The following is a 22389-nucleotide window of genomic DNA, read 5'->3' as shown; positions in this document are numbered from 1 at the left end:
GCGACGGAGCGTTGTGGCAGCGGACAACGGCGAGTTTCGACCGACCTTCGGCGCGTCGTCATTGCATGAAGGTGATGGCGCGTTGGTCGAATCGCAGCCGAACGACGGTGTGCTGCGACCTATCAAAGTCATTGACTACGAGCGCAGCAGGCGGTCGTCGGGCTCAAATTCGGCGATCCGGTCCAGTTAGCCCTTCAACAGTTCAAACGTCTCGCGGACGCCTTGAACGAGGAGCTCGAACAGAAATTCGTTGCCCACGAAACTGGGTAATTGGACGCTGGACACGTCGTCGAGGTGTTGCGGCGCGTAAAGCAGTTCGCCAGGTTGCATATCGGCACCGCGGCCGGCGACGTCGTGGAAACCGACCTGGTGATCGACTGGCGCGAACACCAGGTCCTTTCGTCTTCAAGGGGGCCCGCTCCTTGACGTCGAGGCGTATGCCTAGACTTTGGGTTGTCGCGAGTTCTTTCGTGGCCAGTCCAAGCTACTCACATATCGCCCATTTCTTGCAGTGCCCAGGAGTTGCCGTCGGGATCGCTGAAGTACGCGAATTTGACGCCGCCCATGTCCTGGATGTCGCTGATGGCGGCGCCACGGCCCACTAGTTGCTCGCATGCCGCCGCGATGTCGTCGACGACAAGGTGCAAACCCTTGACGGTGCCGTCGGCAGGGCTGTTGTTGCCCATTCCGGCGCCGATGACGATCGAACAGGCTGAGCCCGGGGGTGTGAGCTGGACGATTCGCATGCCGTTGCCGGGCTGGACGTCGTGATCCAGATTGAAGCCGACGGTTTCGATGTAGAAGGCCTTGCTCCGCTCCACGTCGGCTACCGGCAGTGGCACCAGTTCGAGTTTCATATCCATGAATATTTACCTTTCAATATTTCGAGGGGTCTTAGGGTCGCGCAGTTCGTTCAAGCTTTGGATGCGCGCAGTTGCTGAGGTGTGCCCTTCGCGGAGCAAGTGAAGTGCGGTGACTGAAACCCAGCCCGTTATTGCGATCGCAGCGCCAAGGAGGGCCAATCCGCCGTTGCTGCTAGGCATGAGTGCGCCCCCTGTCCCCACAAAGGCGATGATGGCAATCGCGCACACAGAACTGAAGATTGCCCACGCCCGGTCTTGGTCGGCCGCGAACTTACAGACGAATACGCAGGCCGCCGCCACGATTGCAAGGGCAAGTGCCGAAAACGCAATGCTGTGAATATTCGACGGCAAGCTTTGTAGCGTGGGCACACCCTCCGGTGCGCCGACCGGGAATCCGAGTTGCGGATCGGGATGGCAGATTCCTGCAATGAGGAAGAGGAAGCCGAAGGCCCCGACGAGGGCCGGACCCCAGATCCCCGCCTTCCCCGAATGTAGCAGCCGCCGCAGCCCGACGGCGAAGGCGATTCCTAGCAGTCCTGAAACGAGGAAGTTGATAGTTTGCACCCACCCAAACGGTCCGACAAGCAGCAGGCTGAGTTCGTGCTTGGTGAGGTTGAAGCCGGGACGGATCAAGGCCTGCAGGAGTGATAGTACAAGGAACCACGGGGCTATCGCGACGCCGGCTTTCAGGAACAAGCGAGTCGTTGAACCATCCACAGATGTCTTAGTCACGAGCTCGCTCGCTCCTGATCTCGTAGGCCACGTTGGCGGCGGGGTCTGCGCCAGGATTGGGTGCCCACGCACCGGTGAAGGTGCTGATGCTCCCTGTGAACGTCGCGTTGAGCGCGCCGTAGTCCACCCGAATGATGAGTTCGTCGCCGTCGACTTCCCATTCGTAGGGCCATGGATCTGGTGACAGGTTCGAGAACACATACGATTTGAGGGTCGCAGAATGGGCGTCATAGCCGATGATCTCCCTGCTCTCGATGAGCATGCCCATGAAGTTGATTTCAGCGTCCTGTTGTAGGAAGAAGCCGCCGGGGAGCCATTTGAACGTGGTAATGCCGGTGATGTTTTCCTCGTCAGAGCCGGTCAGGTGGCCTTTGAGAGTCCAGGAGCCGAGGAGCGATTGGAGGCCTTTTAGGGAGGCGTCAGGTACTGGAACGTGTGGTTCGGTGATCTCAAACGGCGTATCGGGATCGTTGTCGGTCATATTCATGCCGCCTTGTTCTTGTTGAGGTTCGCGGCCATCTTGTCGAGCGACTGATGCATACCCGCGTATGCAAACACGGACATCAGGCTCCGGGTCCAGCCCTTCTCGGTGATCGTGAGTTCCGTTAGGCCGTTCACATCTCTGAATTCGATGACCGTGTGCACGTTCTGGGAGAAACCAGTCGGCAGTTCTTCGTCGGGCAATGGTTTCCCTGTCTCATCGGTCAGGTTTTGGGTGAACTCGAGCCGTTTCGTCGGGATGATTTTCTTGTAGGTGCCACCGGTGAAGCTCTCTTGGCCGCCCTGTTCGCTGGGCGCGCGCATGCAGAAGACATAGGAGCCGCCCTCCCGGAGATCGATCCGGGCCGACGGGGAAGTGTAGTCTTCCGGGCCCCACCACCCCGTGACCGCCTTAGGGTCAGTCCACAGCATCCAGACCGTCTCAACCGGTGCGTTGAGGATGCGGGTGATGACGATGTCTCTCGTGTCCTTATTTGCCATCTTCTACTCCTTCATTGATGCGTTCGATATACGACTCCATCGCGTCTAGGCGCGCATTCCACTGGACCGTACGCTCGGCCAACCATCGTTGGGTTTCACCTATGGTGGCGGTATCCAGCCGGTAAATCCGCTGCTGGGCCTGCTTTTTGACCAGCACGAGCCCGGCCTCGCGTAAAACTTTCAGGTGCTGCGAGATTGCCGAGGGACTGACGCTGAAAACACTGCTAATAGCGCTTGCCGACAGTTCACCACGCTTGGCCAGCATGTCGACGATGGTCAAGCGAGTCGGATCGGCTAAGGCGCCAAAAACGGTGGGCTGGCTTACGGTCATGCGACCAAATTACAGACTCCGCTTAATTAAGTCAATACTAAATTATGGCTTTTCTATGCCTCGCCTGCCGTCACGCGGTGAACGTCATTCGCACCCTTCCGCGGAGCCGGTCGCGACCGATGAAGCCGAGCAGGCGGATCACCGTCAGCATGATCGCGAACGCAGCGATCGTGCTCACATCGCGGTCTTTCTCAAATCCCGCCCATCGTGGCTCACATGGCAACGCTGGATCACCGGATGTCTGCTCGGCGCAGTAGGCGTCAAACTTGCCTTTAGCGCCCCTGCCCCAGCAACCATTTAACTCTTCCCGAGTAATAGCCAGCCGTATGAGTGCTGCCGAGCAACTGCTTGCAGAGGAGCGCGGGGACAGGCACGACAGGAGCAAGAAACAGGAAATTCGGATGCGACGAAGGAGCAGCCAACTATGAGTCCGAAGAGCAGCGAGGGCCGCTATCCGGTTTCTGCCTCCGGTTGCCACGCCGAACAGGGCTGCATTACGTGCCAGGTCGCTAACATACTGCACCTCCAGGGACCAGGCGGCAACGCCCCTTCACCGTCTTCGGCGCTGAGGGGCCAGGGGACGCCACCGAGGACGTCTGCGAGCACAAGGCCAGGGAATTAGCTGTCAACGATTCGTTCCTGTCCGCCAGCGCCAGCCGAGGCGCAACAGGCGCGCCCGGTTGCAGCTGTGTTGTCCGAGGCAGCGGACCCGGCCAGCCTTGGCCGCATACTGGCGTGGGGGAAATTCTTTGATCCGGATTGTCCTTTCAGCAGTGCCCTGTCCGTCGTATGTACGTAAGCACCGAACAAAGGGAGCCCCGTGAAATACATGCTGTTCATTTGCACCGATCCGGAAGCGCCGCCGTATGTGGCCGCGGAAGACAACATTCAGGAGTGGGGGACGGAGATGGAGGGCCGAGGTGTCAGCCTGCACGGTGACCGGCTTCGGCCGGTTGAGGATGCAACCACTGTCAGGGTCCGTTCGGGAGAGGTGATCGTCTCGGACGGACCGTTTGCCGAGACGAAGGAATGGATTGCCGGGTACGACATCATTGCCTGTGAGGATCTCGACGAAGCCATCGAAGTCGCTTCCAAGCACCCGATGGCACGCTTCGGGAAGATCGAGATCCGGCCCGTCTGGCCACTCGAGGGCTAGGCCCGCCGCAGGGTGGGCGGAGTGGAAGGAGGAGTTCCATGAGCTGGCAGCATGAGGATGTGCGCTCCGTCGTCGCGGCCGCGTCTGCCGCCGAGTCGGTGCGGATCATCGCCACGCTGATCCGGGTGACCGGGGACTGGGCCTTGGCCGAGGATTGTGTGCAGGACGCATTTGCCCGGGCACTTTCGGATTGGCCCCGGCGTGGTATTCCCGCCAATCCTGTGGCCTGGTTAACTACGGTTGCCAAGAATCGCGCCATTGACCAGCTTCGCCGCTCGGCGTCCGAAAGCCACGCGCTGCGCCGGCTTGCCTTCGATGCTGAGTTTGAGGGGTCTGGCAATGTCGCCGACGCCGGGGCACTGGTCGCCGACGCCGGGGCACTGGATGACCGGCTGCGGCTGATCTTCACGTGCTGCCACCCAGCGCTGGCGCTGGAGGCTCGTGTGGCCCTGACCCTGCGCACCGTTGCCGGGCTGACGACGGCGGAGATCGCCCGGGCTTTTCTGGTTCCGGAGGCGACCATGGCCAAACGGTTGGTTCGGGCGCGGGCGAAGATACGAAATGCCGGTATCCCGTACCGTGTTCCGCCGCTGGAGCTTTTGCCCGAACGCACCGGAGGCGTGCTTGCCGTGCTCTATCTGCTGTTCAACGAAGGCTATTCGGCCAGCGGCAGCGATCAGTTGATTCGCCAGCCGTTGGTCCGGGAGGCGATTCGCCTGGCCCGCATGTTGGTGGAATTGATGGACGCGACCCCGCTGGCCGCCGAGGCCCGGGCCCTGCTGTCGCTCATGCTGATGCAACACGCTCGCAGTACCGCCAGGATAGACACGGCCGGCGACCTAGTGACATTGGAGGAACAAGACCGCCGGCTATGGGACCGGACGGCAATTGCCGAAAGCGCTGCTGTGCTGCGAGTGGCCGAGCAAAGGCGCATCGCGGGAAAACAAGGGCCCGGCAGCTACCAGCTGCAGGCCCAGATTGCCGCCTGCCACATGGATGCCCCCGACGTGGCAGGCACCGACTTTGCCCGGCTGGTGCGGCTGTATGACGCGTTGGCCGCCGTGGCACCCTCCCCGGTGGTTGAGCTGAACCGCGCCGTCGCCGTGGCAATGTCCCAAGGACCGGAAGCCGGGCTGGAACTCGTTGACCGCCTGGACGACGCGGGCGTACTCAAGGGCTATTACCTGCTGCCAGCCGCTCGGGCGGACCTGCTTCGACGCCTGGGCCGCGGCACCGACGCCGCGGACTACTACCGGCGAGCCCGCGACCTAGCGCCGTCCGACGTCGAACGCCGTTACCTCAGCAGGCGGCTGGCCGAAACCGGCAAGCCCACCACCCCCGCGGGGCCGACCCGCAACCCGCAATGATTGGCAGAATACCGTACCTTAATGACAGTTTTCACTATAGGCATTAAATTCCTGCCACTGTCATTATGAAGGCATGACGGACCAGTTTGAATCCGGCAGGGCACGGCTCGTCGACACGGAATTCGCACGGATCGACGGGCGCCGGATCAATTCATGAGCGCTTATGAACGCTCAAGGCGCCCATTGCGCTGCGGGGAGCCAATCCGGCTCCAGCGGCATCAACATGACATCGACAAATCAGCGACCAAGGAGTTCCCAATGGACCACATGAATATTTCCATCGACGATTCGCCGCGCTACCGTGTTCCAGCCTCGATGCCTTCGCGTCCACATTTGGTCGGCATTAGCCGCCTTGCAGTATGGATCGGTACCGGGCTCTTGCGCTGGGGCAACGCCGCGGCATCCCGCCGCGACACAGCCGCCGCCATGCGCAGGGACAGGGCAATCAACAACTTTCACATCCGCCGCCAATTGGACGAGGAGCGGAATCGCCGTGAACTGGCATACTATAAGGGGTCTTATGGGCACCTTCTATAGAACATGGTTCTACGGGCGGTAACGGAGCCCAAGCCAGTCAAGGATCCGATCCATTCCTCGTCTCGAAGCACGGCCCGTCGGTCACGCTGAGTATGTAGGCGCGAACCCTGATGGAGGTGGAATCAAATGTCAGCCGAAACAGATATCGCATGAACAGTCTCCACGCGAATCAGATACCCTGACGACGAGCGAGGATCGCAACAGAGGCCAAAAGCCCAAAAATCATCGCTTCAGTTCAGCACATCCACCTGTTAGCGCCTCCTCCAGCGCCCCTTTGCTCGCAGTGAAGTGAAAGCATCTACTGGCCGAAGGGAGGGCTGATGCCTGGTTCCGTGGATGTCTTTGTCGAAGACCTGGAAGGCTGGCAGCGTCTCGCCTACCCGCGACTACTGAGCGACATCAGGTCCGCCGCACCATTCGTCGAACACATCAAATGGGGAAACCCCTATTTCGAAATCGACGGATCGGCCGTTCTCAAAACATTCTCTGCCAAGGAGTGGATCAACATCTATTTCTTCCGGGGATGCGAACTCACCGACCGGGCGGGCCTCTTCGAACCAACGACCAACGCTCGGATGCGCACCATTCGAATCACCCCGCTTACGACTCTCGGGCACACCGCGTTCCGCGACCTCGTGGAACGCGCTGCGCTCCTGGCTCACCGGAAATGAATCCCACCACCCACACAGATCTCAATGCTCTTCGTCCGGGCGCGGGCCAACAGCGACGTCGAAACAGTTGCAAGTTTACTCGCGTACGACATCGTCTTCGAGAGCCGCACATGCGCTTCTCAAGGAGTGGCTGACGTACTGAGAGCGCTCAGATAATTCGCGCCGGTTGCTGCCGGACCCTATGCGTCCAAGCTGGGTCAGTATCTCAAGTTGCAGGTCATTGGGTGTTGCTGCGACTTCGGATAGCTGGTGTTAGCTCATCCGCACCAGGTGTTGTAAGTGCCGGTGGCGTAGGAGAGCCGCCGATCTCGTGGTTAACCCCGATCGCCGCCTGCCATACCCCCGCGACGAGCGCAGCGGGTACCGACTGGCAAAGCATCGCCGAGCTCTATTATGAACTCAGCGCGCTCACCGGCTCGCCGTTGGTCGAGCTGAACCGGGCCGTCGCGGTGTCGATGGCCCGGCGGACGCACACCCGCGCTGGCCGTCGTCGACAAGCTGTCCGAGGTCACCGCCCTGCGCCGCTACCACCTGCTGCCGGCCGTTCGGGGTGACCTGCTGCTTAAGCTCGAACGCCGCGAGGAGGCGCGCTCGGAGTTCGAACGGGCCGCAGTGATGACCGGCAACGAGGCCGAGTGGACGCTGCTGCTCGACCGGCCCGCGTCCTGCTGAATCGGCCGCGACGACGGGTGGCAGGGGTGGAAGCGGTGATCGGGAACCTGGTCGCGGCAGGCCGGACTGGCGACGTCGTCGACGACGGTCCCGGCCTGGTGCGCGGCACTTACCACTGTATGAAGTCAGTCTCGTCGCCAAACGGTGGCCCCTGTGACGAGACTGTTGACCGTATTGTGATGGAAACGATGAACTTGCCCATGATCCTTGCCTTTCGCATCGGTGCGACGCCGATCGCGGTAAACCGGCGTCACATCGACCGACTCGGCTACGATCGACGGCTGGGGCTCGCCGGTTCTTCGCAGCTCTTGGAGTTGGTCTTTGCCTCAGCTGGCGTGGGATCTCCGGTAGGTGTTGATCACCACTCCGGAGAGCAGGGCGCGGGTCTCGGTTAGGGCGAGTCTGGTGAGTGGGAACCCGCCGGAGAACAGCTTCCTGCCCGTGCCCAGCACGGTGGGGTGGACGACGAGCCGGTATTCGTCGACCAGGTCGCGCTCGGCCAGCGTCCTGATCAGCTGGGTGCTCCCCCACACCCGGATCTCGCCGCCCCGCTCCGCATGCAGCTTCTCCACCGCAGCCGCCTCGTCGGAGCCGAGGAGCCGCGTGTTCTGCCAGCCAACCTCAGTCAGCGTGCGCGACGCGACATACTTGGGGATGCGGTTGTTCCTCCCGGTCAACTCCCCCTGCAGGCCCTCTGCGTCTTCGTCCAACACACCCCATGCGCCGGCGAAGATCTCGTACGTCTCTCGGCAGAGCAGCAACGCCTCCGTCTTGCTCTCCCACTCCGCGACGATCTCCTCCTCACCGACGTACCTGTACTGCCAGCCGCCGTGCTCGAAGCCACCTTCCCCGGTCCTCACCTGGACCACCGGTTGCCTGGACGACGCCGTCGAGGGTCACGAACGCCTGCACCACGATGGAACTCATATCAGTTTCTCCCTGTGTGTCGATGTTGTCGATCCGCCTGCGTCCGCCTCGGGCGCTCCGCTCGCGGCGTTGCCCAGGCGCAAGAGCTGCCCGCGGCGGCGGGTCAAGTGGGCGGTCTCGGCAGTGTTGCCCGCCAGCTCGATGGCGTGGTCATACGCCGCGCACGACTCCTGGCTGCGCCCGAGTCGGCGCAGCATGTCGGCGCGGGTGGCGTGGTAGGCGTGGTAGCCCGCCAACTTTTCCTCAAGACGGTCAACAATCGCCAGTGCCACCTCCGGACCATGAATCTCGGCGACTGCGACGGCCCGGTTGAGGGCGATGATCGGCGAAGGGTCGAGGCTGGCCAGCTGGTCGTATAGGGCGACGACCTGCGACCAGTCGGTGTCGCGGGCGTCGCGGCCGGAGGTGTGCACGGCGTTGATCGCTGCGAGGATTTCGTAGCGGCCGGGAACCACTCCGGCGGCCAGGCGTTCGCGTACCAGCCGATGACCCTCGGCGATCAGCGCCGCGTCCCAGGCCCCGCGGTCTTGCTCGTCGAGGGTGACCAGTTCGCCGCTCGCCGAAACCCGGACGGTGCGGCGAGCCTCGATCAGGAGCATCAGCGCCAGCAGCCCGGCCACCTCACCGTCCTCCGGCAGGAAGGCACGGACCAGGCGAGTTAACCGGATCGCCTCGGCGGTCAGCTCGTGACGGACGGGATCGGTGTCGGGGCCGGTCGCCAGGTAGCCCTCGTTGAAAACGAGGAAGAGGACAGCGAGTACGCCGGAAACTCGGGCCGGGAGATCCTGGGCGGACGGTACCCGATACGGGATACGAGCCGCCTTGATCTTGGCCTTCGCGCGGGTGATTCGCTTTCCCATGGTGTACTCCTGCACCAGGAACGCACGGGCGATCTGAGGCACGGTGAGACCTCCAACCATGCGCAGTGTCAGCGCCACCCGGGCCTCCATGGTGAGCGCCGGATGACAGCAGGTGAAGATCAGCCGGAGCCGGTCGTCCTCGATCGCGCCGAGAGACTCGGGCGGGTCGTCGTCGTACAAAATCCGAGCCTCCTTGTGCTTGTCGTCGCGCTTGTTCTCGCGCCGGAGCCGGTCGATGGCCTTGCGGTTGGCGGTGGTAGTCAGCCAGGCACCGGGGCTGGGCGGCACGCCGTCGGCAGGCCACCGCTGGAGGGCGGTAGCGAACGCCTCAGCCGCCGCTTCCTCGGCGATGTCGAGGTCACCGAAACGCCTGGTCAGGGAGGCGACCATCCGCGCCCACTCCTCGTGGTGAATCCTTGCGATGGCAGCCCTGGCGTCGATCACGCTCACACGACCAGGAACGGCCGCACCTCGACCCTCCGGTTGCAGGCCTTCGATCCATCGGCGGCGAGTTTGAGCGCCACGTCGAGGTCGGGGGCCTCCATGATCCAGAAACCGGCGAGGTACTCCTTCGTCTCGACAAAGGGGCCGTCGGTGAACAACGCTTCCTCGCCCCGGCCGTCGATGACGGTGGCCGCGTTGGGCGACGCGAGGCCGCCGGCGAAGACCCAGTAACCCTCCGTCTGGAGCCGATCGTTGAACGCGTCAATGGCTGCCATTTCGGCCGGTGTGGCGAGGTCGAGCTTGTCGTGGATCACGGAAACCAGGTACTGCATCTCGAATCATCTCCTCTGGTATCGGGCACCCTCATGGGTGGCCGTTCACCTCTTCTACGAACACCCCTGGCCCAATCCGACACCCTATCCCCGATTTGTTTCAAGGACTCTGGCATTTCGGTTGAGCCATCCGACAGCGAGACGGTCTTGAGGAGGTTGCGCCCCGGATTCCTGATGCATCCCGAATACTGAAAAAACGGATACCGAACTTCCCCATCGAAGTTCAACTATTCGATTTTGCTGACGAGTTTGAGGGGCGACCGGGCTCTTCCCTCCGGGAGCTTTGACGTCAGCGGATTATCCGCAATTCAACCAGCTTGGGCCGGAGAGATCGATGCACTCAGTGCCGTCGGACACAAAACCGTTGCGCTCGTGGAACGCGATCGCTCGATCACGCGCAGGGTCGGCGTGGAGCACGGCATCGAGCATCGACTAACCAAGCGCGCTGCTATGGGTGGCTGCCAGCAGATAGATCGAGAACATATGGAGCGGCCGAACCAACGGGAAGCCATGTTCAGCGTCAGGTCCGCCCGATACACCCTAATTCTCAAAGCCACCACAGCTCCCCCACGCTCCACGATGTTCATGTGTCCCGGTCGCGGCGTGAGCGTCAGGTATCCGGTCCAGGACTGCTTGCAGTAGTCGATTGCAATGCCTGCACGAACCAAGGGAAGTCGTCGGTCCGCTCAAGGATGAGCGGCGCGATCGGCGACCACATCGTAGTTTCACTGTTTCCTGTCCATGTCCCGCGCGGGGAGACGCTGGCCTGTACAACGTTCCGCACGTGACCGTAAACGAGGAACACCGCATCAAGTTGATCACTCGGACAGAGGTCGGTACTGGCAAAGGAAGATAGCGCTCGATCGATCCAAGCACCTTCGTCACTGCACACGCTCCTGGATGAAAATACACTTCGATTGAATCCTGAACAGGCACGATCGGTCGTCGCAAGCGACAGATAACATGCAGGTGCTGTTCCATGAAATGGTCCCGTCTTTCGTGCCTGTTCCCGTTGAAGTGGGACTGGTGGGGAGGTGATGGTCGGTGCGGCCGCCGAAGAAAGCTACACGGAGATGAGAAACATGACGAGCAGGATGGACGTGGGCTGGCTCGCAGTCAACGTTGTTCCAGGGGGTGAGCATCGAGACGGGCCTGCAGTCCGCGCGAGATGAGGCGTGCAGCCTGAGAGGCGGGCTTTCGAACTGCCTGATCGGCGAGACACTTCCCGAATTCAGACGCGAAGTCGAGCCGCGGATGTGCGCTAACCACCTCGGTGATCAAGTGGGAGGGCAACACATCCAGTCTTGCCCCAGAAATATCCAGGCTCGTTGCCATCTCCAGCAGATGTCCCTCCGGGTCGTCTGCACGGTCAACTGACGGAAGCATGTGCCGCTCGATTACCTCGATGACTCGATCGCGACGATAGGTCTTCCATCCGGCACCTGCCGTGAGCACCCAAGCAAGGTGTCCTCCCGTCGTCTCGAAGGGCACCCGCGCGGCATCGAACTCAGGGACGAGCCCTACGTCATGCAGTAAAGCGGCGACCTGCAGGAGTTCGCGGTCGATCGCCGACATTCCATCCGCCTTTGCAAGGGCGAGAGCAAACTTCCAAGTTCGCATGCTGTGGTTGTACAACGCAGGCGACAAATAGTGCGCTGCGACGATCCCGGCCGCGTATTCAGCTTGTGTGTCGGCCTGAAATGAATCAATCCGGGTCATTCGGTAATCATCTCCGATGTCGGCAGAGAACGCTCGCCCGCCGACACAGTCCCCTCACAGCAGGTCAAAGGATTGACCTCAAGATGTTGAAGCCCCGGTTCGGTGAAACCGCCATCGTTCTGACCATCGATGACGGGCGAGTTGCCGGGATTTCGACGGATAGTCAAAGATTGATCATGCCCGATCGACTGTGTCAGAGTATGGGCCTTGGCTAAGAGGTGGCGTTGCTCGGGAATGCTTGAGGTCCGCCGAGCGGCCGCTCGATAATATATTTGTGCGGCTTGAGCGTCACCGGCCATTTCGAGGAGGTGAGCACGAACGGCTTCAAGCCGGTGGAGATCCGATAATCGGTACTCCGTCTGGAGCTGGGCCAATGTTTGGAGACCGATTTGAGCCCCACACGTCATCGCTACCGCGATAGTTCGGTTCAAGGCAACCGTTGGGCTGGGCGTGAGCGCCAGGAGTAGGTCATACAGTTGGACGATTTCGTCCCAATCCGTATCCTCCGCCTGGGAAGCCTGGTCGTGTACGGCAGCGATCGCGGCCTGAACTTGATAGGGTCCGAGGCGGTTTTTGGACAGGCTCTGACTGATGAGGGTTGTACCTTCAGCGATGAGTGAGGTGTTCCATCGGGTTCTGTCCTGATTCCCTAGCGGAATGACCGTGCTTCCGTCCGGGCTGCGGGCTTCGCGACGCGCTTCGATGAGAAGCATCAGTGCTAGAAGTCCGGTGACCTCCCCGTCGTTTGGGAGCAGCTGGTGCAGTTGTCGCTCGAGCCGGATCGCTTCGTCGGTCAGATCGACCCGGTAGAGGCGCTTTCCGGAACTGGCTGTGTGACCTTCAGTAAAGATGAGGTAGAGCACGTGTAACACTGAAGGTGTTCTTTCCGACCGAGCTTCTGGAGACGCTGCGATTTGCAAACCGGTGGCTCGAATGCGCTGTTTTGCGCGACTGATGCGCTGGGCCATCGTGGGTTCCGGGATCAGGAAAGCCGCCGCTATTTCCGCTGTGGTCAAGCCGCCTAATGCACGCAGGGTGAGCGCGACCTGAGCGGAGGCGTTTAACGCGGGATGGCAGCAGTGATACAAGAGATCGAGCGTATCGTCGGCATCGGACACTGCCTCCGTCGCAACAATCAGACTGGCAGCGACTGCCTCCTCCCGGCGACGTCGCGAACCGTCTTTTCGCCAGATTTCTATGAGCCGACGGGAACTAACGGTGAGTAGCCACCCATAGGGGTTTGCCGGGATGCCCTCCCGCGGCCATTCCACGGTTGCCGCAATAAGGGCCTCCTGCATAGCATCTTCGCAGGAGTCGAAGTCATGGTACTTCCGAATGAGCCCGCGAAGTACTGAGACTGCGAGCTCGCGCAGGAGCGGCTCGATCTGTTGACCCGGCATCAGGTTTCCAGATAGCTCAGATTTGCTACCGGCCGCACCTCAACAGCACCAAAGGCAGCATCAGGAATGCGGGCAGCGTACTCGATGGCTCGCTCGATGTTGTCGCAGTCGACGAGGCAGAACCCGACTACCTGCTCCTTGATCTCGGAATAGGGCCCATCCGTGATAGTCAGCAGACCGCCTCGGGTCGACACGGTCCTAGACATCGCCGGGTCGGCGAGACCTTCAGCGGCCACCAGGTCTCCGGTCTCAGCCATGTCCGCACTGACCGCCAGATGATCGCGCCCGAACTGTACCTGTTGTTCCTCCGAGAGACTTTCCCATACGGCGCGAAACTCGGGGTTGCTGTAGATCATGATCATGAATTTCATCGGAGCTCCTCAGCCTCGTATCAAAATGGTCTCACCTGCATGTCGAAACTAGGTTTCCGGTTTCGACATGCAGGTGATAGGCACCCTTGAGGGTGGGCTCAGAAATCTCCACGCCTCTCCGAGAGAAAGTTGATGACGATGACCCAAACAGTACATTCCGCAGATGGAACCCCGATCGCCTATGAGCAGAGTGGAGCTGGACCGGCGCTCATACTCACGTTGGGAGCGCTGACCGCACGGAAGGCCGCCGACGGCCTCGTATCACTGCTCGATCAAGTCTTCACCGTGTACAGCTATGACCGACGTGGACGCGGGGACAGCGGTGACGCAGCTGCCTACTCCGTCGAACGCGAGGTAGATGACCTGCATGCTCTCTTAGCTGCTGCTGGCGGAACGGCATACCTCTACGGCCACTCCAGCGGAGGCATCCTCGCTCTGCGTGCAGCAGCTTCCACCTCAGGATTCTCAAAAGTGGCCGTCTACGAACCTCCATTCTGCACCGAATTCCAGCCCGGGTTCCCCGAACACATCGCAGACCTACTTACTGAAGGACGTCGCGATGACGCCGTCGCCGACTGGATGCGAAACACAGGCGCACCCTTCGAAGAAGGATGGAAGCATGCCTTTTTCTGGCCAGAGATGGTCGCCCTGGCAAACTCATTGCCCTACGATCTGGCGGTGACGGGTGATGGCAGCCTTCCAGTGGACGACTTTCAGCGAGTAACGGCGAACGTTCTTGCCCTCTACGGCGGCGACAGCGAAGCGTGGGCGGCCGAATCGGCCCGGGCAGTCGCCCGAGCGATTCCAGGTGCGAGAAGCGAAGTCGTTCCCGGTCAAAACCATCCAGTCGCCCACGACGTCATCGCACCAATCATCATCCACTTCTTCAAGTAAAAATCCGCTCGCCGCAATCAACTCGCACCGCGAGCCGAATACCGATTGAGAGAAACGGATATGGACGTCGAACGAACATCCGTATGGGTCCTGATCGTCGCATCCATCGCTACCTTGATGGCGGCGTTGGATATGCTGGTCGTTACGACCGCGCTCGACGTAATACGTCAAAGTGTTGCCGCTTCTCCCAACGCGCTGACCTGGACGATCACAGCCTACAATCTCACCTTCGCTGTTCTCCTACTACCCGCGGCCAGCTTGGGAGACCGGTGGGGTCGGCGGCGACTCTTTCTCATCGGTCTCACCATCTTCACGCTCGGCTCCACAGGATGCGCACTCGCGTCATCAGCATCGTGGCTCATTGCAGCACGCGCGTTGCAGGGGGCCGGTGCAGCGGTAATCACGCCCACGGCGCTTGCACTTATCGCGGCGGTCTTTCCGACAGAACGTCGGGGGCGAGCACTGGGAATCGCATCAGGTGTGACAGGCTTGTCCACGTTGCTCGGTCCGGTTCTGGGCGGGGCGGTCACATCGCTTTTCGGATGGTCGTGGATTTTCTGGCTCAACGTCCCCATCGGTATCATTACGATTGTGCTGACGGCATTGAAAATTCCGGAGAGCCGCGGAGCGCGGTTTCCGCTGGATACTCCCGGGCTCGCTCTTTTGATCGTGGGAATTTTCTCGGTCATCGTAGGTCTCAACGGCATTAGCGGCAGTGGGGCCCAGTTTTTAGCTGGGACATTACTGTTCGGTGGCGTGGTGTTGACTGTCTTCGTATCTTGGGAACATCATGCGCGATACCCGATTCTGCCAACCTCCTACTTTCGTCTAAAATCGTTCACAGTAGGCAACACGGTCACGGTGCTGCATATAGCGACAGTGCTTGGTGCGGTGTTCATGATGGCCCAGTTTCTGCAGCGAGGACTCGGATTGACTCCTGTGATGAGCGGGCTGGCACTCCTTCCGTGGACAGGAAGCATGCTCCTCGTCGCACCGATTGCCGGCGAGTTGTCGGACCGTGTGGGCGCACGTCCGGTAATGATTGTGGGACTTCTCCTCGGTGCAACGGGGCTCGGGTGGCTCGCCCTCGTAGTGCACACCGGTATGACGTACTGGGAAGTTGCGTTGCCGCTCGTATTTAGCGGAATCGGCAATTCTGCAGCCTTCCCCGCTGTGCAGAAATATGTACTAACGGGGTTCGATATAGGCGAGTTGGGCAGAGCCGTTGGCGTGAATAGTCTCATCCGAGAGCTTGGAGGGGTGCTTGGCATCGCCACTGCCGGTGGCGTTTTCGCTCGATACGGTTCCTACTCGAACTCCGTCACTTTCATCGCTGGATTCAAACCGACCATGGCACTTTGCGCCGCATCTCTCGCGGCAGCAGCATTCCTAACACTTATCGTCAAACACAGCGAAGAGTTCACGGCGGCGGTGTCTTCATCAACGAATACCTGAAGTGGATTAATTTACCGAACTATATAATAGTCGACTTCTCTACTCACAGCACAAAATCCAGAAGGGAAGAATAATGAAAAACGTAATCGATGCTCCATTCTCCAGCCACTTCAGCGCCGAATGGGTGGATGCATGGAATGCACACGATGTAGAACGTGTGTTGAGCCATTTCCGTGACGATGTGAAATTCACCTCACCCCTAGCCGCGAAACTCATTGAGGGAAGTGATGGCACGTTGTGCGGTAAGGTCGAGCTTCGAAATTATTGGCTCGAAGGTGTCAAGCAGAACCCGGATCTGAAATTCACGATCGAGAATGTCTACACCGGTATTGAAACGATCGTCATCAACTATCGTAATCAAAATGGAAAGCTTGCCAATGAGGTTCTCACCTTCAAAGACGGGCTGATCATCGAGGGCCACGGCACGTACCTCGGCCAGGGCGACGAGGACACGTTCGTGGAATAGAGCCTAATAACTGTCAGGTTTTATCTATATAATCGGCTCTTCGCGTTTCGTGGTGAATACCAGCCCGCTGAGATGAATTCATGCCACCGTCCGGGCGGCACTTCTCAATAGGATACGTGGTTGGGTTGCGGAACCCGCGGGCAATCTTTTTGATGTTTTTGATCATTGTGTTGCTGCCTCGACTTTCGCCGTTGTGACCCTTGTCGCCAGCAGGGTTTGGATCTCCGGTCACCACTTGCTCACAGTGGCCAACAGGTCGGTCGGTTTCCTTCATCGCCGCCACCTTGACCTGGCGCTCAAAGAACTCTTTTCGCTCGTCCACGCTGGCCGGATTACTGGTTGAGAGCATCACCACGCAGGGCTTCCTTGACACCCCAGCCGGCAACAAGTTCCCGGGTCGGGTCAGAGGTGGAGAACACGTCGCCCAGACGCTTCTTTGCCGTTCTCGGAGAGCGTGTCATAGCCGCGCAGCAGCAGTTGTCGGTGCGCCCAGGTCTTGTCCGTCTTCAATCCTCGGCGCCCGTTCTGCTCCCGGGAAACCCGTTAGCGGACCGTGGTGAGCATGCCATTGGCCAAGAGGACCATCTGGAAATGATCCACGCTGACGGCGGCGCCGGGCAGGGTCTCCCGAAGGGCCTTGCGGAAAGCGGCTGACGGGTCGTTGCCGACCGTCGCTGGTCCTCGATGGGGGATGCGCACCAAATCCACCAGGCGTGTGGTTGGAATGGCCAGCTGCCGGCGACGATCCTTAGTCCGTGTGGGACGGCGGCTTGCCCATGTTCTTCGTGGTGAAGGGCGCGGTTCAGGTCTCATGTCTCGGCGGCGAGCTGCGCAGGAACGTAGACAGACGCCGTCATGGGCGAAAAGGCCTACTCGTTCTGGACGATGTGATCCCTTCTGCGCGACCCTGGCGCGTCGTCGAACAGAGACCTTCAAAGCTTCAAACGGTGTGAGCATTGCTACACGCCACGACAAGGCCGCAGTCCTCTACCTGGTCCTTATCTGACTTCGCCATTAGGGAGACACGCCCTACGGGCTTTGTGGTTCACGTTGGATGAGACAGGACAAAAAACGGGGCGCGCAGAAGCTCCTATCGAACCCATGCAGACACCTTTGGTCATTCTGTGCTGTGCAGAAACTTGGGAAAATGACAGTCCTCACCGAACAGGTCAGCCTGTTAAAATAACAACGCAAAAATAAGACGGTCATTTCTGATCGACTGCGGACCTTCGACATCAACGGGTCCCGTCGACGGCTACGCTAATGCCGAAGGAGAGGAAAACGGTTCCTGTGGTCGCGTCGAGAAAGCGCTTAGTCTTGGGACGCAAGAACCAGGTCCCTGCGCGGGCGGCTAACGAACCGATGATTAAATACCACGTCACCGCCTCCGCCGCTTGTACCCCGCTGAGCAAGAGCGTCATAGTGATCGGGGACTCACCTCGCGGGATGAACTGGGGAAGAAATGCCACGAAGAAGATGCCGAGCTTCGGGTTTAATATGGCAGTGATAAGGGCTCGGCGAAAGCCCCACCCAAATCTGACAGGTGATCTCGGTCGACCAACCTGGACGGGCGCACCCGGACCGGCGGTGGACGCGCGGTTTGCCGCCGATCGAAAGCACTGAACTGCGAGGAAGACCAAATAGGCAGCGCATGCGTACCTAAATACCGAATAGATCTCACCCGTAGCGCGCAGCATCGCGGACAGGCCCAACGCGGCAGCGAATCCCCAAACCAGTACGCCCGCTCCGATGCCCAGCGCGGCTCGATGTGCTGCGGACCGTCCAGCCCGAATTGAGGTTGTCAAAACCACTGCCGTGTCAGGCCCAGGCAGCACCGTGAGCAGACCCACGGCGATCGAAACGTCAGGACGGAATTCGCAATCGTCATTTCAGCAATTCCTACCGGGGTCACTGAGCCGCCGGCCCACCCTCAAGAGCTTCAGCGACGACGGTATCGCGCTCGAGATGGCTAAGGCTTTCCTTCCCCCGAAGCGGAGAGCGATTTGCGGTTTCACGAAAGTTCTGCCTGAGGGTCGGCTGGCGCGTAGACCGACGAAACGACGCCGGTCTTGTACGCGGTTGATTCGAGGAGTTTGAGGTGCACTCTGCTCGCGTTGTTGGGGAAGAGCTCTTGTCCGGAACCAAGCACGAGCGGATGAACCAGGAGATGTAACTCATCTAGGAGGCCCTTATTTAGGAGGAAGCGCACCAGTGTCGGGCTTCCACTGACCGAGATGTTCTTTCCCACACCCTCCTTGAGGGCAGCGATTTCCTCGGGGATGTCGGCGCCCAGGAGTGTGGAATTTTGCCACTCGAGATTGGTGAGGGTGGTGGAGGCTACGAGTTTTCGGGTTCCATTGATCGCGTCGGCGAACGGAACTTCACTGCCCTGAACTGACCAGTGCGCCGCGAATTCTTCGTAAGTCTTCCGTCCGAGAATGAGCGTGTCGGCAGAGGCGGCCATTGCTGCGATCTTCTGGCCAACTTGATCGTTGTAGTAAGGGAACTGCCAATTTTGTGGCGCCTCGACGACACCGTCGAGCGAGATGAACAAGCCGGCAATGATCTTTCTCAAAGTGACTCCTATATTGGTGATGAAGGGACATGAACAAGGCGACGAACTGGCATCAGCTGCGCTGCAATCGGCGTCGCCTGAGTCGGGAAGGTCATTCCTCTAGCATGTGGTGAGAGGCGGCCTCCGCAATTGGTTGATCCGGCTAGAACCGTGATCCAGATCGGCTGGTTAGAGTCCGAACTCGTTGACGTATTCAGAAACTAGCTCGGGTGGTGGGGGCATCTCGGTTCGATGAACGGCGCCTCTCCCCCCGTCGAGGAGCGTCGCTAGTTGGGTGAAAGCGATATCGAACCCGGCAGCGGTGTATGGTGCGTGTTCTGGATGGCCGCACGTGTTTCGCAGGGTGAGGGTGCACCCGTGTGCGTCGGTTGAGAGACGCCAGTCGAGGGTGTCGTCCATAGTGGTGTACGAAAATCGATTGGGTTCTTCAAAGTGTAGGATTCGCCCTTCGAAGGGTTCTCCGCCTGGAAACGCGAAGGTGATGAGCCCGGCCGTTCGAAGGATCTTCACGCGGGTGGGATACCAAGTCAGCAGTTCGTCGGGATCGGTCAGCGCTTGCCATACTCGGGCGACGGGGTGACGGAACCGTCGACTTACTACGACAATTCGCGCTCCGGAGTCTCCCTGTTCAAGTCTTGTCACGAGGGTGTCATTTCCTGCGTTCATGCCTTCACCGCCTGGTATGTGTTGACTAGGACTCCTGCCGGGAAGCGGTCGGAGCTGATCAGTTCTAATTTTTGGGGCTCGGGAAAGAGTTTCTTTCCGGACCCGAGTGCGATGGGGTGGACTGTCAGCCTGAATTGGTCGACGAGATTCTGGCGGAGCATGGACGTGATGAATTCGGTGCCGCCGGTGACGCCGATCGTTCCGCCTGGTTTCGCTCGAAGCGCGGCGATTTCCTCCCCGGGGGACTTTGTGGCGATCCGAGCACGTTCCCATTCGGTGTCGGTTAGGGTGCGGCTGAAGACGAGCTTTTCGTGCCCGTTGATCATGGGAGCCAGTGGATCATCGGCGGTGGGCCAGTATGCAAACTGATCTTGGTAGGTCACACGCCCCATGAGCATGGTCTCGACTTGCTCGAGATAGCTCTGCGTCGCCGCAATAAGGTCCGGTCTGAGATCGCCGTAGATCCAATCAATCATTCCGTCGGACCTGGCGATATATCCGTCGGCGGAGATTTGCATTGCAAGCGATACCGTTCTCACTTCGCTACAACCTGCCCTCGACCAGGGTCGGCTTGTCGGTGGGTCGCCTGTAGTAGGTGGGCGGCGGTGACCGCCAGCCAAATCCAGGCGAGGACGACTGCGGCGGTGAAGCCCAGAACGATCACGGCTGAGGTCGATCCGCTGGCGATGCCGATGAAAGCGGCCACGAAAACGGTGCCGGTAATGATGGAGAACGCTCCGAGTCCCCGGTTTCCGGTGGCGAAGAACCGTCGGGAGAGAACGAAACATCCCGCGATGAGACCAATAAAACCGAGGCCGCCTGTGACGAAGTGAAGGAATCCGTGGACGGACCCGGCGGTGGCATGGCCGGGGGACGTCCCTGGGGGGAATCCGTTCATGGGGTCAGCGATGAAGATGCCGGCGCCGATAAGGCCTGCACCGTAGAGCCCGATGAGCAGCGGCCCCCATGTTCCGCCCCGTCCAGGGTGGAGAGAGCGGCGGATTCCGATGGAGCAGAGCAGGGTGAGAATTCCGGTGAGGACGAGGTTGGCTATTTGAATCCAGCCAAGATCACCGTTTGCTAGGACGCTGAGGTCATTATGAGCCGCGTCGAAGCCTGGCCGTAGGAATGCTTGCGCGAATCCGACGACGAGGTAGAGCGGCCCAGCGACGAGCCCGCAGGCAAGCAGAGCTCGAGTTGTGGGGTTGGGTGAGACCAGGGGTTGGTGGCCCTGGACCTGCGTTGGGTGGGCAGTTTTGGACATGGTTTCACTCCCTGAGGTGCGGTGGAACTTTCGGTGAGGCGGAGCTTAGGGGATTAGGCGGCGAAGAAAGCGCGAAGCTGCGGGACCATGGCCGTGTTTGATACTTGGTGCGTCTGGCCGTCGAGGATGTGGTGCAGAGACTGCGGAACCGCCTTGGCGATCATCGATTGAGCGGCCGCCATTGCTGGGGCGGCTTTTCCTCCGACCATGACAAGGGTCGGAACGGGGATATGAGCGAGCCGGTCCACGGGTGCGGTGAAGTTGTTTAGAACAGCCGTCTCGTAAGGAAGCGTGTTCGCGGAGGCAGTCTGGCTCTTCCACACCCCAGGGATGAAGTGAAGCATGATCGGGACGAATGCTGGAACGCCAATCATTTTCACCAAAAAGTACGAGACCATCGCACCGCGCTTATTCTGGGCGAGTAGCGCGTTCAGGTGGCGGGCGTGGTCGATGGGAACGCCATTGATGACGCCCACCCCGGTGTAGGGTGCCTCGTAGGTGGCGAGCTTACGCATCGGTACACCGGCAGCGGCCGCTTCAAGGGCAAGCGCAGCGCCTGAGGAAATGCCGTAGACGAAGGCGTTGCCGCCTGTGTGGCGGATGACGGCAACGAGATCTTCGATTTCGCGCTCCGCCGCGTATGGCTTGGTATCCCCGCTGTCTCCGCGGCCTCGGCGATCGTAGAAGTACACGCTGAAGGAGTTGGCAAGCTCCTGGGCGAGCCTTCGAGCCGGGCCAAAGGATCGGCCGCAGAATGCCCCGTCAACGAGCACGAGTGCCGGCCCCGAACCAATTCTCTCCACGGAAATTGTTGTGGCATCTGCCGAGGTAACCTGGTCGATGGCGGTTTCATGGATTGTGGTTTTCATGCTGAGTACCTTTCAAGGATCGTGTCGAGTTTGGCGAAGGAAAGGACCCAGCCGGCCAGAGTCATGTCGCGGATCTCGTCTGTGAACGGGCCCTGATGAAGGGTCATTCGGGTTCGCTCGCCGTGGTCGTGGAACTCCAGACGCAGGATGATGTCATCTACTTCTCCTGCGGCGGTCTTCGCTTTCATCCGGATTTCGAGATATTCGGGTTCCTGAAACGAGACGATTCGCCCCCGAATAGGGTTGGCCGCTCCGGTGGAATCGTCGACCATGGAGAGTTCCCACCGGCCGTCCTCGACGAGGTCTACCGTGACGCTCTCGATTGGTACCGTGACTCCTTCCGGGCCAAACCAGCTCGCGAGTAGTTCAGGCTTGGTCCAGAACCGCCACACAATATCGCGCGGCGCTGCGAATGCGCGCGAGACAAAGACGTCGCGCTCCGTTACCTCGCGCCGACTGGCCTCAGACATCGCGTCCCCGAAGGTCGTGTTCGGAATCGCGCTGAAACACGGCGAGAGCGCCATCGAGCTTGTCGAATGACTCACGCCAGAATTTTCTGTATCGCTCCACGTACTCACTCGCTTCCTTCAACCGGTCGGCCTCCAGATGACTCAATCGTGCTGTTGCAACCCGACTCCTCGAGATGAGGCCGGCATCTTCGAGCACTTTCAGATGTTTTGAGATGGCGGGTTGGCTGATCTCAAACGGCGCAGCCAGATCCGAGACCTGGGCGTCGCCCTGCGTCAGTCGCTGAAGAATTGCACGACGCGTAGGGTCGGCCAAAGCACCAAATACCGCACTGAGACTATCCACAGTCATTTCAATAACCCATCCGTT

29 protein-coding genes are annotated in these 22389 nt (G+C 60.2%); 7 read left to right on the top strand and 22 right to left on the bottom strand.

Going from position 1 to position 22389, the window contains the following annotated elements; translation table 11 throughout:
• Nucleotides 1-186: 186 nt before the first annotated feature.
• The 6 genes from QMG52_RS11375 to QMG52_RS11350 all read right to left on the bottom strand — a co-directional run bounded on the left by QMG52_RS11375 (nucleotide 187) and on the right by QMG52_RS11350 (nucleotide 2907).
• A complete protein-coding gene (locus QMG52_RS11375) occupies nucleotides 187-390 on the bottom strand; it encodes a hypothetical protein (protein WP_283560520.1) in 204 nt (67 codons plus the stop codon).
• A 98-nt stretch (nucleotides 391-488) separates the two neighbouring features.
• On the bottom strand, nucleotides 489-863 hold the full coding sequence (locus QMG52_RS11370; RefSeq protein WP_283560519.1) for a VOC family protein: 375 nt from the start codon (nucleotides 861-863) through the stop codon (nucleotides 489-491).
• A gap of 6 nt (nucleotides 864-869) precedes the next feature.
• A complete protein-coding gene (locus QMG52_RS11365) occupies nucleotides 870-1559 on the bottom strand; it encodes a DUF998 domain-containing protein (protein WP_283560518.1) in 690 nt (229 codons plus the stop codon).
• A 28-nt stretch (nucleotides 1560-1587) separates the two neighbouring features.
• Nucleotides 1588-2076, bottom strand: a complete 489-nt coding sequence (locus QMG52_RS11360) for a DUF1579 family protein (protein ID WP_283560517.1) — start codon at nucleotides 2074-2076, stop codon at nucleotides 1588-1590.
• A gap of 2 nt (nucleotides 2077-2078) precedes the next feature.
• A complete protein-coding gene (locus QMG52_RS11355; RefSeq protein ID WP_283560516.1) occupies nucleotides 2079-2576 on the bottom strand; it encodes an SRPBCC family protein in 498 nt (165 codons plus the stop codon).
• Nucleotides 2566-2907, bottom strand: coding sequence for an ArsR/SmtB family transcription factor (locus tag QMG52_RS11350; protein ID WP_283560515.1), 342 nt, complete (start codon nucleotides 2905-2907; stop codon nucleotides 2566-2568). Before QMG52_RS11350 ends, QMG52_RS11355 begins: the two co-directional genes overlap by 11 nt.
• Nucleotides 2908-3736: 829 nt before the next feature.
• Between QMG52_RS11350 and QMG52_RS11345 the strand changes: the two genes are divergently transcribed.
• The 4 genes from QMG52_RS11345 (at nucleotide 3737) to QMG52_RS11330 (ending at nucleotide 6638) form a co-directional block, all read left to right on the top strand.
• Nucleotides 3737-4063, top strand: a complete 327-nt coding sequence (locus tag QMG52_RS11345) for a YciI family protein (RefSeq protein WP_349361704.1) — start codon at nucleotides 3737-3739, stop codon at nucleotides 4061-4063.
• A 38-nt stretch (nucleotides 4064-4101) separates the two neighbouring features.
• Complete coding sequence (locus QMG52_RS11340; protein ID WP_283560513.1) at nucleotides 4102-5430, top strand: RNA polymerase sigma factor; 1329 nt, start codon at nucleotides 4102-4104, stop codon at nucleotides 5428-5430.
• A gap of 258 nt (nucleotides 5431-5688) precedes the next feature.
• Nucleotides 5689-5967 (top strand): hypothetical protein, encoded by a 279-nt coding sequence (locus QMG52_RS11335; protein WP_283560512.1) that lies wholly within the window; start codon nucleotides 5689-5691, stop codon nucleotides 5965-5967.
• Nucleotides 5968-6287: 320 nt separating this feature from the next.
• The gene (locus QMG52_RS11330) at nucleotides 6288-6638 is read left to right on the top strand and encodes a DUF1801 domain-containing protein (protein WP_283560511.1); all 351 of its coding nucleotides are present in this window, start codon (nucleotides 6288-6290) and stop codon (nucleotides 6636-6638) included.
• Nucleotides 6639-7636: 998 nt separating this feature from the next.
• Here the strand turns inward: QMG52_RS11330 and QMG52_RS11325 are convergent.
• The 6 genes from QMG52_RS11325 to QMG52_RS11300 form a co-directional block, all read right to left on the bottom strand.
• Nucleotides 7637-8179: a dihydrofolate reductase family protein gene (locus tag QMG52_RS11325; RefSeq protein ID WP_283560510.1), complete on the bottom strand. Its 543-nt coding sequence runs from the start codon at nucleotides 8177-8179 to the stop codon at nucleotides 7637-7639.
• A gap of 54 nt (nucleotides 8180-8233) precedes the next feature.
• Nucleotides 8234-9547 carry an RNA polymerase sigma factor gene (locus QMG52_RS11320; protein ID WP_502920509.1) on the bottom strand — a complete coding sequence of 438 codons (1314 nt, stop codon included), beginning with the start codon at nucleotides 9545-9547 and terminating at the stop codon, nucleotides 8234-8236.
• Complete coding sequence (locus QMG52_RS11315) at nucleotides 9544-9873, bottom strand: YciI family protein (protein WP_283560509.1); 330 nt, start codon at nucleotides 9871-9873, stop codon at nucleotides 9544-9546. Before QMG52_RS11315 ends, QMG52_RS11320 begins: the two co-directional genes overlap by 4 nt.
• Before the next feature lie 1116 nt (nucleotides 9874-10989).
• Nucleotides 10990-11592, bottom strand: coding sequence for an HD domain-containing protein (locus tag QMG52_RS11310; RefSeq protein WP_283560508.1), 603 nt, complete (start codon nucleotides 11590-11592; stop codon nucleotides 10990-10992).
• Nucleotides 11589-12710 carry an RNA polymerase sigma factor gene (locus QMG52_RS11305; RefSeq protein ID WP_283560507.1) on the bottom strand — a complete coding sequence of 374 codons (1122 nt, stop codon included), beginning with the start codon at nucleotides 12708-12710 and terminating at the stop codon, nucleotides 11589-11591. Before QMG52_RS11305 ends, QMG52_RS11310 begins: the two co-directional genes overlap by 4 nt.
• Nucleotides 12711-12991: 281 nt before the next feature.
• Nucleotides 12992-13363 carry a YciI family protein gene (locus QMG52_RS11300; protein WP_283560506.1) on the bottom strand — a complete coding sequence of 124 codons (372 nt, stop codon included), beginning with the start codon at nucleotides 13361-13363 and terminating at the stop codon, nucleotides 12992-12994.
• Between the two features lie 138 nt (nucleotides 13364-13501).
• On the opposite strand from QMG52_RS11300, the gene QMG52_RS11295 reads away from it, so the two are divergent.
• From QMG52_RS11295 to QMG52_RS11285, 3 genes are all read left to right on the top strand, one after another.
• On the top strand, nucleotides 13502-14257 hold the full coding sequence (locus tag QMG52_RS11295; RefSeq protein ID WP_283560505.1) for an alpha/beta fold hydrolase: 756 nt from the start codon (nucleotides 13502-13504) through the stop codon (nucleotides 14255-14257).
• Nucleotides 14258-14317: 60 nt separating this feature from the next.
• The gene (locus QMG52_RS11290; protein ID WP_283560504.1) at nucleotides 14318-15712 is read left to right on the top strand and encodes an MFS transporter; all 1395 of its coding nucleotides are present in this window, start codon (nucleotides 14318-14320) and stop codon (nucleotides 15710-15712) included.
• A 73-nt stretch (nucleotides 15713-15785) separates the two neighbouring features.
• Nucleotides 15786-16178: a nuclear transport factor 2 family protein gene (locus QMG52_RS11285; RefSeq protein ID WP_283560503.1), complete on the top strand. Its 393-nt coding sequence runs from the start codon at nucleotides 15786-15788 to the stop codon at nucleotides 16176-16178.
• A gap of 13 nt (nucleotides 16179-16191) precedes the next feature.
• Here the strand turns inward: QMG52_RS11285 and QMG52_RS11280 are convergent, their stop codons facing one another.
• The 10 genes from QMG52_RS11280 to QMG52_RS11245 all read right to left on the bottom strand — a co-directional run bounded on the left by QMG52_RS11280 (nucleotide 16192) and on the right by QMG52_RS11245 (nucleotide 22371).
• The gene (locus QMG52_RS11280; RefSeq protein ID WP_283560502.1) at nucleotides 16192-16533 is read right to left on the bottom strand and encodes a hypothetical protein; all 342 of its coding nucleotides are present in this window, start codon (nucleotides 16531-16533) and stop codon (nucleotides 16192-16194) included.
• A 188-nt stretch (nucleotides 16534-16721) separates the two neighbouring features.
• Complete coding sequence (locus tag QMG52_RS11275; protein ID WP_283560501.1) at nucleotides 16722-16877, bottom strand: transposase; 156 nt, start codon at nucleotides 16875-16877, stop codon at nucleotides 16722-16724.
• A 536-nt stretch (nucleotides 16878-17413) separates the two neighbouring features.
• Nucleotides 17414-18013 carry a LysE family translocator gene (locus QMG52_RS22290; RefSeq protein WP_502920511.1) on the bottom strand — a complete coding sequence of 200 codons (600 nt, stop codon included), beginning with the start codon at nucleotides 18011-18013 and terminating at the stop codon, nucleotides 17414-17416.
• Between the two features lie 176 nt (nucleotides 18014-18189).
• Nucleotides 18190-18753 carry a dihydrofolate reductase family protein gene (locus QMG52_RS11270; protein ID WP_283560500.1) on the bottom strand — a complete coding sequence of 188 codons (564 nt, stop codon included), beginning with the start codon at nucleotides 18751-18753 and terminating at the stop codon, nucleotides 18190-18192.
• A 168-nt stretch (nucleotides 18754-18921) separates the two neighbouring features.
• Nucleotides 18922-19419, bottom strand: coding sequence for an SRPBCC domain-containing protein (locus QMG52_RS22285; protein WP_502920508.1), 498 nt, complete (start codon nucleotides 19417-19419; stop codon nucleotides 18922-18924).
• Nucleotides 19416-19958, bottom strand: coding sequence for a dihydrofolate reductase family protein (locus QMG52_RS11265; protein ID WP_283560499.1), 543 nt, complete (start codon nucleotides 19956-19958; stop codon nucleotides 19416-19418). The genes QMG52_RS22285 and QMG52_RS11265 overlap by 4 nt, the downstream gene beginning before the upstream one ends.
• A complete protein-coding gene (locus QMG52_RS11260) occupies nucleotides 19955-20683 on the bottom strand; it encodes a DUF998 domain-containing protein (protein WP_283560498.1) in 729 nt (242 codons plus the stop codon). Before QMG52_RS11260 ends, QMG52_RS11265 begins: the two co-directional genes overlap by 4 nt.
• A 53-nt stretch (nucleotides 20684-20736) precedes the next feature.
• A complete protein-coding gene (locus QMG52_RS11255; protein ID WP_283560497.1) occupies nucleotides 20737-21552 on the bottom strand; it encodes an alpha/beta fold hydrolase in 816 nt (271 codons plus the stop codon).
• Nucleotides 21549-22022 carry an SRPBCC family protein gene (locus QMG52_RS11250; RefSeq protein ID WP_283560496.1) on the bottom strand — a complete coding sequence of 158 codons (474 nt, stop codon included), beginning with the start codon at nucleotides 22020-22022 and terminating at the stop codon, nucleotides 21549-21551. The genes QMG52_RS11255 and QMG52_RS11250 overlap by 4 nt, the downstream gene beginning before the upstream one ends.
• Nucleotides 22015-22371 (bottom strand): ArsR/SmtB family transcription factor, encoded by a 357-nt coding sequence (locus QMG52_RS11245; RefSeq protein ID WP_283560495.1) that lies wholly within the window; start codon nucleotides 22369-22371, stop codon nucleotides 22015-22017. Before QMG52_RS11245 ends, QMG52_RS11250 begins: the two co-directional genes overlap by 8 nt.
• Between the last annotated feature and the right edge of the window lie 18 nt (nucleotides 22372-22389).

Source organism: Paenarthrobacter sp. PH39-S1 (genome assembly GCF_030063245.1).
GTDB lineage: Bacteria > Actinomycetota > Actinomycetes > Actinomycetales > Micrococcaceae > Arthrobacter_M.
Note: the sequence above shows the minus strand (reverse complement) of the source record. Positions and strands in the feature narration are given on the sequence as shown.

Excerpts from the sequence above, each read along its gene's own strand:
- QMG52_RS11285 (WP_283560503.1), top strand. The coding sequence starts at position 15,786 with ATGAAAAACGTAATCGATGCTCCATTCTCCAGCCACTTCAGCGCCGAA.
- QMG52_RS11370 (WP_283560519.1), bottom strand. The coding sequence starts at position 863 with ATGGATATGAAACTCGAACTGGTGCCACTGCCGGTAGCCGACGTGGAG.
- QMG52_RS11345 (WP_349361704.1), top strand. The coding sequence starts at position 3,737 with ATGCTGTTCATTTGCACCGATCCGGAAGCGCCGCCGTATGTGGCCGCG.
- QMG52_RS11360 (WP_283560517.1), bottom strand. The coding sequence starts at position 2,076 with ATGACCGACAACGATCCCGATACGCCGTTTGAGATCACCGAACCACAC.
- QMG52_RS11350 (WP_283560515.1), bottom strand. The coding sequence starts at position 2,907 with ATGACCGTAAGCCAGCCCACCGTTTTTGGCGCCTTAGCCGATCCGACT.
- QMG52_RS11335 (WP_283560512.1), top strand. The coding sequence starts at position 5,689 with ATGGACCACATGAATATTTCCATCGACGATTCGCCGCGCTACCGTGTT.
- QMG52_RS11295 (WP_283560505.1), top strand. The coding sequence starts at position 13,502 with ATGACCCAAACAGTACATTCCGCAGATGGAACCCCGATCGCCTATGAG.
- QMG52_RS11330 (WP_283560511.1), top strand. The coding sequence starts at position 6,288 with ATGCCTGGTTCCGTGGATGTCTTTGTCGAAGACCTGGAAGGCTGGCAG.
- QMG52_RS11310 (WP_283560508.1), bottom strand. The coding sequence starts at position 11,592 with ATGACCCGGATTGATTCATTTCAGGCCGACACACAAGCTGAATACGCG.
- QMG52_RS11245 (WP_283560495.1), bottom strand. The coding sequence starts at position 22,371 with ATGACTGTGGATAGTCTCAGTGCGGTATTTGGTGCTTTGGCCGACCCT.
- QMG52_RS11260 (WP_283560498.1), bottom strand. The coding sequence starts at position 20,683 with ATGTCCAAAACTGCCCACCCAACGCAGGTCCAGGGCCACCAACCCCTG.
- QMG52_RS11300 (WP_283560506.1), bottom strand. The coding sequence starts at position 13,363 with ATGAAATTCATGATCATGATCTACAGCAACCCCGAGTTTCGCGCCGTA.
- QMG52_RS22285 (WP_502920508.1), bottom strand. The coding sequence starts at position 19,419 with ATGAACGCAGGAAATGACACCCTCGTGACAAGACTTGAACAGGGAGAC.
- QMG52_RS11355 (WP_283560516.1), bottom strand. The coding sequence starts at position 2,576 with ATGGCAAATAAGGACACGAGAGACATCGTCATCACCCGCATCCTCAAC.
- QMG52_RS11315 (WP_283560509.1), bottom strand. The coding sequence starts at position 9,873 with ATGCAGTACCTGGTTTCCGTGATCCACGACAAGCTCGACCTCGCCACA.
- QMG52_RS11255 (WP_283560497.1), bottom strand. The coding sequence starts at position 21,552 with ATGAAAACCACAATCCATGAAACCGCCATCGACCAGGTTACCTCGGCA.
- QMG52_RS11250 (WP_283560496.1), bottom strand. The coding sequence starts at position 22,022 with ATGTCTGAGGCCAGTCGGCGCGAGGTAACGGAGCGCGACGTCTTTGTC.
- QMG52_RS11290 (WP_283560504.1), top strand. The coding sequence starts at position 14,318 with ATGGACGTCGAACGAACATCCGTATGGGTCCTGATCGTCGCATCCATC.
- QMG52_RS11340 (WP_283560513.1), top strand. The coding sequence starts at position 4,102 with ATGAGCTGGCAGCATGAGGATGTGCGCTCCGTCGTCGCGGCCGCGTCT.